At 70.5% G+C, this 13,186-nt stretch carries 11 protein-coding genes; 2 read left to right on the top strand and 9 right to left on the bottom strand.

The features are described from left to right. The first annotated feature begins 27 nt into the window (after nucleotides 1–27). Entirely contained in the window at nucleotides 28–594 is a 567-nt protein-coding gene (locus tag OG510_RS10800) for a dihydrofolate reductase family protein (protein ID WP_406136577.1), read from the top strand. Nucleotides 595–691: 97 nt separating this feature from the next. On the opposite strand, the gene pyk is transcribed toward OG510_RS10800, so the two are convergent. The 3 genes from pyk to pta all read right to left on the bottom strand — a co-directional run bounded on the left by pyk (nucleotide 692) and on the right by pta (nucleotide 5,508). Then, the gene (gene pyk, locus OG510_RS10795) at nucleotides 692–2,125 is read right to left on the bottom strand and encodes a pyruvate kinase (protein WP_406136576.1); all 1,434 of its coding nucleotides are present in this window, start codon (nucleotides 2,123–2,125) and stop codon (nucleotides 692–694) included. An 81-nt stretch (nucleotides 2,126–2,206) separates the two neighbouring features. Then, the gene (locus OG510_RS10790) at nucleotides 2,207–3,412 is read right to left on the bottom strand and encodes an acetate kinase (RefSeq protein WP_406136575.1); all 1,206 of its coding nucleotides are present in this window, start codon (nucleotides 3,410–3,412) and stop codon (nucleotides 2,207–2,209) included. Continuing rightward, a complete protein-coding gene (gene pta / locus OG510_RS10785; protein WP_406136574.1) occupies nucleotides 3,409–5,508 on the bottom strand; it encodes a phosphate acetyltransferase in 2,100 nt (699 codons plus the stop codon). The genes OG510_RS10790 and pta overlap by 4 nt, the downstream gene beginning before the upstream one ends. 230 nt (nucleotides 5,509–5,738) lie before the next feature. Between pta and OG510_RS10780 the strand changes: the two genes are divergently transcribed. Further along, nucleotides 5,739–6,764 carry an ATP-dependent 6-phosphofructokinase gene (locus tag OG510_RS10780; protein ID WP_406136573.1) on the top strand — a complete coding sequence of 342 codons (1,026 nt, stop codon included), beginning with the start codon at nucleotides 5,739–5,741 and terminating at the stop codon, nucleotides 6,762–6,764. An 87-nt stretch (nucleotides 6,765–6,851) separates the two neighbouring features. Here OG510_RS10780 and OG510_RS10775 read toward each other — a convergent pair whose 3' ends face one another. The 6 genes from OG510_RS10775 to OG510_RS10750 all read right to left on the bottom strand — a co-directional run bounded on the left by OG510_RS10775 (nucleotide 6,852) and on the right by OG510_RS10750 (nucleotide 13,106). Then, nucleotides 6,852–7,526 carry a helix-turn-helix transcriptional regulator gene (locus OG510_RS10775; RefSeq protein ID WP_406136572.1) on the bottom strand — a complete coding sequence of 225 codons (675 nt, stop codon included), beginning with the start codon at nucleotides 7,524–7,526 and terminating at the stop codon, nucleotides 6,852–6,854. 96 nt (nucleotides 7,527–7,622) lie between these two features. Continuing rightward, complete coding sequence (locus tag OG510_RS10770; protein ID WP_406136571.1) at nucleotides 7,623–8,468, bottom strand: carbohydrate ABC transporter permease; 846 nt, start codon at nucleotides 8,466–8,468, stop codon at nucleotides 7,623–7,625. Further along, nucleotides 8,468–9,361, bottom strand: a complete 894-nt coding sequence (locus OG510_RS10765) for a carbohydrate ABC transporter permease (RefSeq protein WP_406136570.1) — start codon at nucleotides 9,359–9,361, stop codon at nucleotides 8,468–8,470. The genes OG510_RS10770 and OG510_RS10765 overlap by 1 nt, the downstream gene beginning before the upstream one ends. Next, on the bottom strand, nucleotides 9,358–10,725 hold the full coding sequence (locus OG510_RS10760; protein WP_406136569.1) for an extracellular solute-binding protein: 1,368 nt from the start codon (nucleotides 10,723–10,725) through the stop codon (nucleotides 9,358–9,360). The genes OG510_RS10765 and OG510_RS10760 overlap by 4 nt, the downstream gene beginning before the upstream one ends. Nucleotides 10,726–10,857: 132 nt before the next feature. Then, nucleotides 10,858–11,532, bottom strand: a complete 675-nt coding sequence (locus tag OG510_RS10755) for a response regulator (protein WP_406136568.1) — start codon at nucleotides 11,530–11,532, stop codon at nucleotides 10,858–10,860. Then, nucleotides 11,529–13,106, bottom strand: a complete 1,578-nt coding sequence (locus tag OG510_RS10750) for an ATP-binding protein (RefSeq protein WP_406136567.1) — start codon at nucleotides 13,104–13,106, stop codon at nucleotides 11,529–11,531. Before OG510_RS10750 ends, OG510_RS10755 begins: the two co-directional genes overlap by 4 nt. Between the last annotated feature and the right edge of the window lie 80 nt (nucleotides 13,107–13,186).

The following is a 13,186-nucleotide window of genomic DNA, read 5'->3' as shown; positions in this document are numbered from 1 at the left end:
CCCCCGCCGACCCCTGTGAGGACCGCGATGCGAAAGATCATCCTGATGATGTCGGTGTCCCTCGACGGGTACATCGAAGGCCCCGGCAGGGACATCGGCTGGCACCGGGTGGACGACGAACTGCACCGCTCGCTCAACGCGTATCTGGCGACGATGGGCGGCTTCCTGGACGGCCGGGTGACCCATGAGCTGATGGCCGGGTACTGGCCGACCGCGGACGCCGACCCGGCCGCCGCCGAGACCGTGAAGGAGTTCGCGGAGATCTGGCGCGAGATGCCCAAGACCGTGTACTCCAGGACCCTGGACCGGACCGACTGGAACACCACCGTCGTACGGGAAGTGGTCCCCGAAGAGGTGCGGGCGCTCAAGGCCCGCCCCGGCGGGGACCTGTCGCTCGGCGGCGCGAATCTGGCCGCGTCCTTCATGGCGCACGGGCTGGTCGACGAGTTCCGCATCTACGTCCACCCGGTGCTCATCGGCGGCGGCACACCGCTCTTCCCGGTGGCGGGGGCCACCGTCGGACTCGACCTCGTGGAGTCCCGCACCTTCGGCAACGGCGTCGTCCAGCTGCACTACCGGCGCACCCCGGAGTGACCGGCGGCCGGTGACCGCCGGAAACAGGGCTGTGGCCCGCGCCCCCTCCGGAGGGGGCGCGGGCCACAGCCGTACGGCGGGAGACCGGGGGAGCGGGTCAGCTCCGGTTGTCCTCGCCGCCCAGGTGGTGCACCCGGACCATGTTGGTGGTGCCGGGGACGCCGGGGGGCGAGCCGGCCGTGATGATCATGCGGTCGCCGTCGCTGTAGCGCTTGAGCTTCAGCAGCTCGGCGTCGACCAGGTCGACCATCGCGTCGGTGTTGTCCACGTGCGGGACCACGTACGACTCGACGCCCCAGCTCAGCGCGAGCTGGCTGCGGGTCGCCTCGTCGGTGGTGAAGGCGAGGATCGGCTGGCAGGTGCGGTAGCGGGAGAGGCGGCGTGCGGTGTCGCCGGACTGCGTGAAGGCGACCAGCGCCTTCGCGTCCAGGAAGTCCGCGATCTCGCAGGCCGCACGGGCCACCGAACCGCCCTGGGTGCGCGGCTTCTTGCCGGGCACCAGCGGCTGGAGGCCCTTGGAGAGCAGCTCCTCCTCGGCGGCGACCACGATCTTCGACATCGTCTTGACGGTCTCGACCGGGTACGCGCCCACGCTCGACTCGGCGGAGAGCATGACCGCGTCGGCGCCGTCCAGGATGGCGTTGGCGACGTCGGACGCCTCGGCGCGCGTCGGGCGCGAGTTGGTGATCATCGACTCCATCATCTGGGTCGCGACGATCACCGGCTTGGCGTTGCGGCGGCAGAGCTCGATGAGGCGCTTCTGCACCATCGGGACCTTTTCGAGCGGGTACTCGACGGCCAGGTCGCCACGGGCGACCATGACCCCGTCGAACGCCGCGACGACGCCCTCCATGTGGGCGACCGCCTGCGGCTTCTCGACCTTGGCGATGACGGGGACCCGGCGGCCCTCCTCGTCCATGATCTTGTGCACGTCGATGACGTCGCTCGCGTCGCGCACGAAGGAGAGCGCGACCAGGTCGCAGCCCATCCGCAGCGCGAACCGCAGGTCGTCGATGTCCTTCTCGGACAGGGCCGGGACGTTCACCGCCGCGCCGGGCAGGTTGATGCCCTTGTGGTCGGAGATGACACCGCCCTCGATGACGATGGTCCTGACCTCGGAACCCTCGACCTCGACGACCTTGAGCTCGACGTTGCCGTCGTTGATCAGGATCGGGTCGCCCTTGACGACATCGCCGGGCAGGCCCTTGTAGGTGGTGCCGCAGATGGTCTTGTCGCCCGGGACGTCGTCGGCGGTGATGGTGAACTCGTCACCGCGCACCAGCTCGACGGGGCCCTCGGCGAAGGTCTCCAGGCGGATCTTGGGGCCCTGCAGGTCGGCCAGCACCCCCACGGCGCGGCCGGTGTCCTGGGACGCCTTGCGGACGCGGTGGTACCGCTCCTCGTGCTCAGCGTGGGACCCATGGCTCATATTCAGACGGGCCACATTCATGCCGGCTTCGATGAGCGTCTTCAGCTGCTCATAGGAGTCGACGGCTGGGCCCAGTGTGCAGACGATTTTGGAACGGCGCATGAGGCGGATCCTATCGGTTTGTTTCGCAACGGAATATTCCGTCTGGCGGAAAGTACAAATGGGCGGTACGGCGCTCAGGTGTCAGTCATTCACCAAGGCGTATACCTGCTGCGCGATTTCACGTTCCTCGTCCGTCGGAACCACGGCCACAGCCACCCGGGACCCCTCCGGGGAAATCAGCCGGGCCTTGTCGGAACGTACGGCATTGAGCCCCGCGTCGACCGTGAGGCCCAGCCCCTCCAGGCCCGCGGCGGCCGCCGCACGCACCGGAGCGGAGTTCTCACCGACCCCCGCGGTGAACGCCACGGCGTCCACCCGGCCGAGTACCGCGGTATAGGCCCCGATGTACTTCTTCAACCGCTGTACGTAGATATCGAAGGCCAGTTCCGCACGCTCGTCGCCCTCTTCGGTCCTGCGGACGATTTCCCGCATGTCATTGTCCCCGCAGAGCCCGACAAGACCGCTGTTCTTGTTGAGCAGCGCGTCGATCTCGTCGATGGACATTCCGGCCACCCGGGTGAGATGGAAGATCACCGCCGGATCGATGTCACCGGACCGTGTCCCCATCACCAGCCCCTCCAGCGGCGTCAGCCCCATGGAGGTGTCCACACAGACCCCGCCGGCCACCGCGGACGCCGACGCCCCGTTGCCGAGGTGCAGCACGATGACGTTGACCTCTTCGGGCGTCCGGCCCAGCAGCGCAGCGGTCCTGCGCGAGACGTACGCGTGGGAGGTGCCGTGGAAGCCGTACCTGCGGATGCGGTGGGCGTCCGCGGTCGCCACGTCGATCGCGTACCGGGCCGCGTACTCCGGCATCGTGGTGTGGAACGCCGTGTCGAAGACGGCCACTTGGGGCAGGTCGGGGCGCAGCTCGCGGGCGGTGCGGATACCGATGATGTTCGCCGGGTTGTGCAGCGGCGCCACCGGCACCAGACGCTCGATCTCCTGGAGCACCGTGTCGTCCACGACGGTCGGAGCGGTGAACCGCAGCCCGCCGTGCACCACCCGGTGGCCGATCGCCGCCAGTTCGGGAGAGTCCAGGCCGAGGCCGTCGGCGTCCAGCTCGGCGGCGACGGCCTTCAGCGCCGCCGAGTGGTCGGCGATATGGCCGCTCTGCTCACGGGTGGAGCCGCCCGGCGTCAGCAGGGTGTGCACACAGCGCGAGGCCGCCTCACCGATCCGCTCGACCAGGCCCATCGCCAGCTTGCTGCCGTCCGCCATGTCCAGGAGCTGGTACTTCACCGACGAGGAGCCGGAGTTGAGAACGAGAACACGGGTGGCGGTCATACGGATCCCTCCTGGGCCCTGCTCCGGCCCACGCCCTGAGCCTGGATCGCGGTGATCGCGACGGTGTTGACGATGTCCTCGACGAGCGCGCCCCGCGACAGGTCGTTGACCGGCTTGCGCAGCCCCTGGAGCACCGGGCCCACCGCCACGGCGCCGGCCGAGCGCTGCACGGCCTTGTAGGTGTTGTTGCCGGTGTTGAGGTCGGGGAAGACCAGCACGCTGGCCTGCCCGGCGACCGCCGACCCCGGCAGCTTGGTGGCGGCCACGGACGGCTCCACCGCCGCGTCGTACTGGATGGGCCCCTCGATCAGCAGATCGGGTCTGGCCGCCCTGACCAGCTCGGTGGCCCGGCGCACCTTGTCGACGTCCGCACCGGAACCGGACGTGCCGGTCGAGTACGAGAGCATCGCGATGCGCGGCTCCACCCCGAACTGGGCGGCGGTCGCGGCCGCCTGCACCGCGATGTCCGCGAGCTGTCTGTCGTCCGGGTCCGGGTTGACCGCGCAGTCGCCGTACACGAGCACCTTGTCGGCGAGACACATGAAGAACACCGACGAGACGATCGACGCGTCCTCCTTGGTCTTGATGATCTCGAAGGCGGGCCTGATCGTCGCCGCCGTCGAGTGCACCGCGCCCGAGACCATGCCGTCGGCCAGGCCCTCCTGGACCATCAGCGTGCCGAAGTACGAGGCGTCCGCGACCACGTCGTGGGCCAGCTCCACGGTGACGCCCTTGTGCGCCCGGAGCTTCGCGTACACCTCGGCGAACCGCTGGCGCAGCTCCGACGTCACCGGGTCGACGACATCGGCCGCCGACAGGTCGATGCCCAGGTCGGCGGCCTTCTTGCGGACGGTCTCCGGATCGCCCAGCAGCGTCAGGTCGCAGACCCCGCGGCGCAGCAGCACGTCGGCGGCGCGCAGCACCCGCTCCTCGGTGCCCTCGGGCAGCACCACCCGGCGGCGGTCCGCCCGGGCGGTCTCCAGCAGCTCGTGCTCGAACATCATCGGGGTGACCCGGCCGCTGCGCGCCACCGAGAGACGCTCCAGCAGCTCGGCGGTGTCCACATGGCGCTCGAAGAGGCCGAGCGCGGTCTCCGCCTTGCGCGGGGTCGCCGCGTCCATCCGCCCCTCCAGGGCGAACAGCTCACCCGCCGTCGGGAACGACCCGCCCGTCACGGCGACCACCGGGGTGCCGGGTGCCAGCCGGCCCGCCAGCCGGAGGATCGCCTCGCCCGGACGCTCGTCCAGCGTCAGCAGCACACCGGCGATCGGCGGGGTGCCCGCGCTGTGCGCGGCGAGCGAGCCGACCACCAGGTCGGACCGGTCGCCCGGGGTCACGACCAGGCAGCCGGGCGTCAGCGCGTTCAGCAGATTCGGCAGCATGGCCCCGCCGAACACGAAGTCCAACGCGTCCCTGGCCAGCCCCGCCTCGTCACCCAGCAGGACCGTGCCGCCCAGCGCATGGCTGATCTGGGCGACCGTCGGCGCGGCCAGCGCCGGCTCGTCGGGCAGCACCGAGCACGGCACCGGAAGCTGCGCGGCGAGCTGTGCGGCCAGCTCGGCGCGGTCGCCCGGGGCCACCCGGTTCACCGCCATCGTGATGACGTCGCAGCCCAGCACCTCGTACGCCCGGTAGGCGTTACGGGTCTCGGACCGTACGGACTCGGGCGGCTGGCCCTTGCCGCCGACCACCGTGATCACCGAAGCGCCGAACTCATTGGCCAGCCGGGCGTTCAGCGCCAGCTCGTCGGGGAGCTGCGTGGCGGCGAAGTCGGTGCCGAGGACGAGCACCACCTCGTACGCGCGGGCCACCTCGTGGAAGCGGCCCACCAGGTGCGAGACCAGCTCGTCCGTGCCCTGCTCGGCCTGGAGGGCGGACGCCTCGTGGTAGTCCATGCCGTACACCGACGCCGGGTCCTGGCTCAGCCGGTAGCGCGACCGCAGCAGCTCGAACATCCGGTCGGGACCGTCGTGCACCAGCGGCCGGAAGATCCCGACCCGGTCCACCTGACGGGTGAGGAGTTCCATGACCCCCAGCTCGACGACCTGGCGGCCGTCGCCGCGGTCGATCCCGGTCACGTACACGCTGCGCGTCACGCGTGCTCTCCGTCCTCTGCCTCGTCGTCTGCTACTCGTTCCTGACGGGGGCCGCGTGATCGGCGGGCCCCGTGGCGGCCCTGCGCGCCTTCTTGACAGTACCCTCGGGGCTGGCTACGCCGCCTGTCCACGCCCTGCGTACGGGACGGCGGCGAAGGCCCCGCGGCCCACCGGCCGTGGAAGAATCGGCACGGCTCGCAGGTACCACTAGGAGCAGGAGAATCAGCACGATGCGCATCGGAGTCCTCACCGCGGGCGGCGACTGCCCCGGCCTCAATGCCGTCATCCGGTCGGTCGTGCACCGTGCCGTTGCCGGGCACAACGACGAAGTCATCGGCTTCGAGGACGGCTTCAAGGGCCTGCTCGACGGCCACTACCGCCCCCTCGACCTCAACGCGGTCAGCGGCATCCTCGCCCGCGGCGGCACCATCCTCGGCTCCGCCCGCCTGGAGCGCGCCCGGCTGCGCGAGGCCGCCGAGAACTGCGCGGAGCTGACCGAGCGCTACGGCATCGACGCGCTCATCCCGATCGGCGGCGAGGGCACCCTCACCGCGGCCCGGATGCTCTCCGACGCCGGGATGCCCGTGGTGGGCGTCCCCAAGACCATCGACAACGACATCTCCGGCACCGACCGCACCTTCGGCTTCGACACGGCCGTCGGCGTCGCGACCGAGGCGATCGACCGGCTGAAGACCACCGCCGAGTCGCACCAGCGTGTGATGGTCGTCGAGGTCATGGGCCGGCACGCCGGATGGATCGCCCTGGAGTCCGGCATGGCCGGCGGCGCCCACGGGATCTGCCTGCCCGAGCGCCGCTTCGAGGTCGACGACCTGGTCAAGATGGTCGAGGAGCGCTTCGCCCGCAGGAAGCGGTTCGCCGTCATCTGCGTCGCCGAGGGCGCCCACCCGGCCGAGGGCTCCATGCCGTACGAGAAGGGCGTCATCGACCAGTTCGGCCACGAGCGCTTCACCGGCATCGGCACCCGCCTCGCCATCGAGCTGGAGACCCGGCTCGGCAAGGAGGCCAGGCCGGTCATCCTCGGCCACGTCCAGCGCGGCGGCACCCCCACCGCGTACGACCGGGTCCTGGCGACACGCTTCGGCTGGCACGCGGTGGAGGCGGTGCACCGCGGCGACTTCGGCAATATGACGGCGCTGCGCGGCACGGACATCGCGATGGTGCCGCTGGCGGACGCGGTGACCCATCTGAAGACGGTCGACGAGAGCCGGATGTACGAGGCGGAGTCGGTCTTCTAGCGCCGTTCGCCCCGGCTCGGCGCGTTTCGCTCGGCGCGTGTCGGCTCGGCGCGTGCCGCTCACCGCCTGTCACCCGGCGTCTCCCGTTCAGTCCCCGACGAGCTCCCAGAAGCGCACCACGATCGAGTCCAGGAACGCCTGCCCCGCGTCGCCCGTGCCCGCCTCCTCCGTCGACCCCCAGTTGAGGGTGGCCACCATCAGCGCCTGGTAGTCGGAGTGCAGCCGCTCAAGCACCCGCTCCAGCTCGGGGCGGGGCAGCGGTACGAGCTTGGCCGTGGCTTTGACGTGGGCCTGCCATCGGGTGGTCACCGCGCTGGTCAGGATCCCGGCCAGCTCCCCGTCACGGCCCGTCGCCGTGAGGAAGGCAGCCGGGCTCAGCGAGAGGGCGTCGGCGAGCGCCGCCGACTGGCGTTCGTTGCCGCGCCAGCGCCCCGACTCCTCGACCTTGACATAGGCCCCGGTGTCCATACCGACCCGCCGGGCCACGTCGTCCGGTGCCATGCCGCGCGCCAGCCGGTGCTCGCGCAGGGTGACCGCCTCGACCAGCAGATCGCCGGGGGAGCACCACAGCACCCCGGCGAGCGCGGTCAGCTCACGTGCGGTCGGTGACTGGAGACCGCGTTCCCAGGCGGCCACCACATCCGGGGTGACGAGGAGTCCGTACTGGGCGCGCAGCCCGTAGGCGACATGGCCGGGCGCCATGCCCAGCGCTTCGCGGAGACGGCGTGCGGCGGGGGCATCGAAGGGCGGGGTCTGGTGCACGGGCACACGGTAAGGGCAAGGGGGGTCCCGCGAATACGGTTTGTTCACACAGTCTCGGTATGTGGAGAAACGTATGGGAGACCGGTCACCCCGCCGTCATCCCTTGACGGCCCCGCCCAGAGCGAAGCCGCCGCCCAGCCGCCGCGAGATCAGGATGTACAGCATCAGAACAGGTGTGGAGTAGAGGATCGAGAAGGCCGCCAGCTGGCCGTAGGCCACCGATCCGTAGTTGCCGAAGAGGGTGAAGATGGTGACGGAAGCGGGGAGTTGGTCCGGGCTGAGCAGCAGCATGAACGGGACGAAGAAGTTCCCCCAGAGCATGATGAACGTGTAGATCATCACGACCGCGGCCCCCGGCCCCATCAGCGGCAGCACCACCCGCCGCAGGGTCTGCGGCATGGACGCCCCGTCGGTCCAGGCCGCCTCCTCCAGGACCTTCGGGACCCCGTCCATGAAGTTCTTCATGAGCCAGATGGCGAACGGGAGCTGGGACGTGGCGAGGAAGAGGGCGGTGCCGTACACCGTGTCGACCAGGTTGACCTGCACGAAGAGTCCGTACACCGGGACCATGACCGCGGTGATCGGCAGACAGGTCGAGAAGAGGATCGTGAGCAGGTACGGCCGGTTGAACCGCGAGCGGTAGCGGGACAGCGGGTACGCGGCGAGGACCGCGCAGACCACCGTCAGCACGGTCGCGCTGCCGCAGAGCACCAGGCTGTTGAGCATCGGTGTGAAGGTGATCTCGTCGGTGAGGACCGCCGAGAAGTTGTCCAGGGTGGGCGACGCGGGGACCCGTACGCGCAGGTTCGCGCTGCTGTCGAACGAGGCCAGCACCAGCCAGGCGAGCGGCAGCACGAAGGCGGCCGCCACCACCAGCAGCGCCGCGTCCGCCGCCAGCCTGCGCCGGGTACGCCGGGCCGGCGCGGTGTGCACCGGGCGCATCAGACCTCCACCTTCATCAGCCGGAGATAGACGACCGAGAAGAGCGCCCCCACCAGGAGCAGCAGCAGGGCCACCGCGGTGCCGTAGCCGATGAGGCTCTTGGTGAACGCCTGGTCGTACATGAAGACCGGCAGTGTCTGGCTGCGGTCACCCGGGCCGCCGCGGGTCATCGCCCAGATCAGACCGAACACCGAGAGGGTCTGCAGAGTGTTGAGCATCAGATTGGTGCCGATCGAACGCCGGATCATCGGCAGCGTGATGTGCCACACCGCCCGCCGGCCACTCGCGCCGTCCATCTCGGCGGCCTCGGTGATCTCGGCGGGGATCTCCGCGAGCGCCGCCGAGTAGATCAGCATCGAGAAGGCGGTGCCGCGCCAGACGTTGGCGAACGACACGGCGAGGATCGGCAGGGTGAACAGCCAGTTCTGGCCCGGGAGATGGAGCCAGTGCAGCACCGCGTCGAGGGTGCCCTCGCGGCGGAAGAACGCGTACAGCAGAAAGGCCGCGACGATCTCCGGCAGCACCCAGGCCGTGATGACCAGGGCGCCGGTCAGCGTACGGGCGGGGCGCGAGGCGCGGCGCATCAGACCGGCCAGCGCCAGCCCCAGCGTGTTCTGGCCGACGACCGACGAGAGGAAGGTGAAGACCAGCGTCAGCCACACCGCGTTGCGGAACCGTGCGTCGGACAGCGCCTTGCGGAAGTTGGCCAGGCCCACGAAGTCCGTGTGGGAAGCGCCGGTGAGCTGCATGTCGGTGAAGGCGATATAGACGCAGTAGCAGATGGGGCCGGCCAGGAAGAGCAGCAGCAGAAGTGTGGCGGGGGCCAGCGGCAGCCAGCGGGCCGGCTGCCGCCGCACTCGGGGCGCGGCGCCCGTCCCGCCCTGGGCGCTCATCCGGTCCTGTCGACGACCGCGCCGCCGGTGACCGACTTCAGCTGGCCGTCGTACGACGTCGCCGCGCCGGCCGGGGTGGAGTCACCGGTGGTCACCGACTCCAGGGCCTCGCCGATCGCGGACGACACCTGCGGGTAGACCGGCAGCGCCGGCCGGTAGTGGGTGTTCTTCACCAGGGAGGTGAAGAACTTGATGCCCGGCATGGAGTTCAGGTACTTCGGGTCCGCCGCCACGTCGTCGCGCACCGCGATCTGGGCGTCGGCGATGTCCCACCTGACGGCGTTCTCCTTCTGCTGCAACTGCTGGATGAACTCCCAGGCGAGCGCTGCGTTGTGGGACTTCTGCGGGATCGCCCACGTCCAGCCGCCGGACATCGAGACCTCGCCCGGGGACTGCCCGTGCTGGGTCGGCATGGGCGCCTGCCCGAGCGTGGTGCTCCACTCGGGCCATTTCTTGGTGCCGTTGCCGAGCCAGAGCTGGCCGAGCCAGGACCCGTCCAGATCGATGGCGAGCTTGCCCTCGGGCAGCAGCTCGGTGCCCACCGTCGTATTGATGTTGGCGTCGAGGGCGTCCGACGGGTCGGGGCCCAGCTTCTCGCCGTACACCGTGTGCACGAAGTCCAGCGCGTCCTTGAAGCCCTTGCCCCCGGCGACCCACTTCTTCGCCGCCTGGTCGTAGAGCGGATTGCCGCCGGTGCCGTACAGCAGCATCTCGAAGCCCTGCATCACCGCGACCTCACCGGGTGCCTTGCCGGTGTAGACGTTCAGCGGGATGACGCCCGGGAGCTTCTTCTTGATGGTGCGGGCGGTGTCCAGCACATCGGCCCAGCTCTTCGGATGCCAGTCGGCGGGCAGCCCCGCCTTGGCGAACAGCTTCTTGTTGAACCAGAGCCCGCGGGTGTCCGTGCCGTCCGGGACGCCGTACGTCTTCCCGTCCGCGGCCTTCGCCGCCGACTTCGCGGTGTCCACGAAGTGGTCCCAGGCCGGCCACTTCGCCAGATAGTCGTCCAGCGGCCGCAGATACCCCGCCTTGATGTCGGAGTTGATCCGGAAGGTGTCCTCGTAGACGAGGTCGGGTGCGGTCCTGGGGGAGCGCATCATCTGCTGCACCTTGGTCGCGTAGTCGTCGTCCGGTGCCTGGATGGGGACGAGTTCGATCTTCTTGCCGGGGTGGGCCTTCTCGAACTGCTTCTTCATGGAATCCAGGAACTGGTCCTTGAAGCGGACGTTGTTGTCCGTGTTCCTGTTGTAGGCGACCTTGACGGTGTCCGGATCACTGCCGGACCCACTCCCGCAGGCGGTGAGGGACCCTGCGGCGATGACGGTGGCTGCGGCGGCGAGGATGAGCGGGGCGGTGGGGCGCACGGGCACGACCTCCTCTGGCGCGAACCGCGGTCAGCGGCTGCCCGGCGAAGGTATGGCGGTCCGCAATTCAAGGTCAATGCCCGTGCATGACAACGTTGTTGGGGCGGCGGAACGAAGGGCCCGCGCGGTCCGCTACGGGCTGCTCAGCCACCGGTACTGCAGTTCCGGTCGCCCGATCTGACCGTACTGCGGGCGGCGCACCGCCCGGCCCGTCGTCACCAGGTGTTCCAGATACCGGCGCGCCGTGATCCGTGAGATACCGACCGCCTCGCCCGCCGCGGTGGCCGTCGTCCCGTCCGCCGCCGTCCGCAGGGTGCGGGTCACCGCCTCCAGCGTCGGTGCGCTCAACCCCTTGGGGAGCGAGGCCGGTTCGGGTGTACGCAGGGTGGCGAGCGCCCGGTCCACCTCGTCCTGGCCGCTGGCCTCGCCCGCCGCCGCCCCCCGGAAGTCCGCGTACCGGACCAGACGGTCGCGCAGCGTGGCGAAGGTGAACGGTTTCAGCACGTACTGCACCACACCGAGCGAGACCCCTTCCCGTACGACGGCCAGGTCGCGCGCCGAGGTCACGGCGATGACGTCGGCCGTGTGCCCGGCGGCGCGCAGCGACCGCACCAGCTGCAGGCCGTGGCCGTCCGGCAGGTGCAGATCGAGCAGCAGCAGATCGACGGGCGTACGGTCCAGGATCCGTACCGCCTCCGCCCTGGAGTGGGCCTTCGCCGTCACGCCGAAACCGGGCACCCGGCCCACGTACAGCTCGTGTGCGTCCGCCGCTACCGGGTCGTCCTCGACCACCAGCACCCTGATCACGCCGGCGTCACCTCCTGTCGGACCGGCAGCCGTACGACGAACTCCGGGCCCGCCGCCGTGACCGTACCCCCGCCGCGCAGAACGGTCTGTCTGACCAGGGCCAGGCCGAGGCCGCGTCCGGTGCTCTTGGTCGACCAGCCGAGCCGGAACACGTCGTCGCCCGGCGCGACACCGGGGCCGGTGTCGCGGACCCGGATCAGCAGCTCACCCTCCGCCGCGCGCACCGTCACGGTGACCCGGGCGCCTTCGCTGCCCTGCGCGGCGTCGACCGCGTTGTCGATGAGGTTGCCGAGGATCGTGACCAGGTCACGGGCGGGCAGCAGCCCGTCGTCGAGGACGCTGTCGTCGGCCAGCACCAGCTCGACCCCGCGCTCATTGGCCTGCGCGGCCTTGCCGAGGAGCAGTGCGGCCAGCACCGGTTCGTCCACGGCGCCCACCACCCGGTCGGTGAGGGTCTGCGCCAGTTCCAGCTCGCCGGTCGCGAACTCGACCGCATCCGCCGCCCGCCCCAGTTCGATCAGCGAGACGACCGTGTGCAGCCGGTTGGCCGCCTCATGGGCCTGTGCGCGCAGCGCCTGGGTGAAGCCGCGCTCCGAGTCCAGCTCGCCCGAGAGCGCCTGGAGTTCGGTGCGGTCGCGCAGGGTGACGACCGTGCCCCGGTGCTCGCCCGACGAGACCGGGCGGCTGTTGACGACCACGACCCGGTCGGCGGTCAGATGCACCTCGTCCACCCGCGGCCCCTCGGCGAGCAGCAGCCCGGTGAGCGGCGCGGGCAGCCCCAGCTCGGCCGCACCGCGCCCCACCACGTCGTCGCCGAGCCCCAGCAGCTCCCGGCCGCCGTCGTTGATGAGCGCGATACGGCGGCCGCTGTCCAGCATCAGCAGCCCTTCCCGTACGGCGTGCAGGGTGGCCTGGTGGTAGTCGTGCATCCGGCTCAGCTCGGCCGGGTTCATCCCGTGCGTGTGGCGGCGCAACCGTGCGTTGATGACGTACGTACCGATGCCGCCCAGCGCGAGGGCGACCCCGGCGAACCAGAGCAGCACGCTCACCTGCGCCTGGAGCTCCGCGTCGATCCGGTCCACGGTGATGCCGGCGCTGACCAGCCCGGTGACCTTGCCGTGCGTGCCGCCGTCGGCCCGGACCGGGGTGACCACCCGGGCCGACGGGCCGAGCGTGCCGGTGTACGTCTCGGCGTACGTCCTGCCGTGCAGGGCCTCCGCGGTGTGGCCCAGGTAGTGCTCACCGATCCTGCCGGGATCGGGGTGCGTCCAGCGGATCCCGTGGACGTCCATGATCGTCACGAAGGCCACCCCGGTGGAGCGGCGCACCTGCTCCGCGTACGGCTGGAGCACCGCCGACGGGTCGTCCGAGACGGTCGCCCGGCGCACGGAGGGGGAGAGGGCCACGGCGGTGGCGGCGGCGGTGGCCTGGCGCCGTGCGGCCGCCTGGGCCTGGCGCTGGTCCGACACATAGCTGAACACCGCGCACCCGGCGACGATCACCGTGACCAGCACGACCTGCATCGCGAAGAGCTGGCCGGCCAGGCTGCGGGGCCGCGGGGCGCGTATGTGCATGGCCGACAGTCTGCACGCTGCGAAATGCGTGAACGAAATGCACGCAAGGGTGACCGCGGTCACAGGCTGATGGAGAGTCT

Origin of the sequence: Streptomyces sp. NBC_01089 (genome assembly GCF_045162975.1) — a bacterium.
Taxonomy (GTDB): domain Bacteria; phylum Actinomycetota; class Actinomycetes; order Streptomycetales; family Streptomycetaceae; genus Streptomyces.
This window is presented reverse-complemented; position numbering and strand designations above follow the sequence as displayed.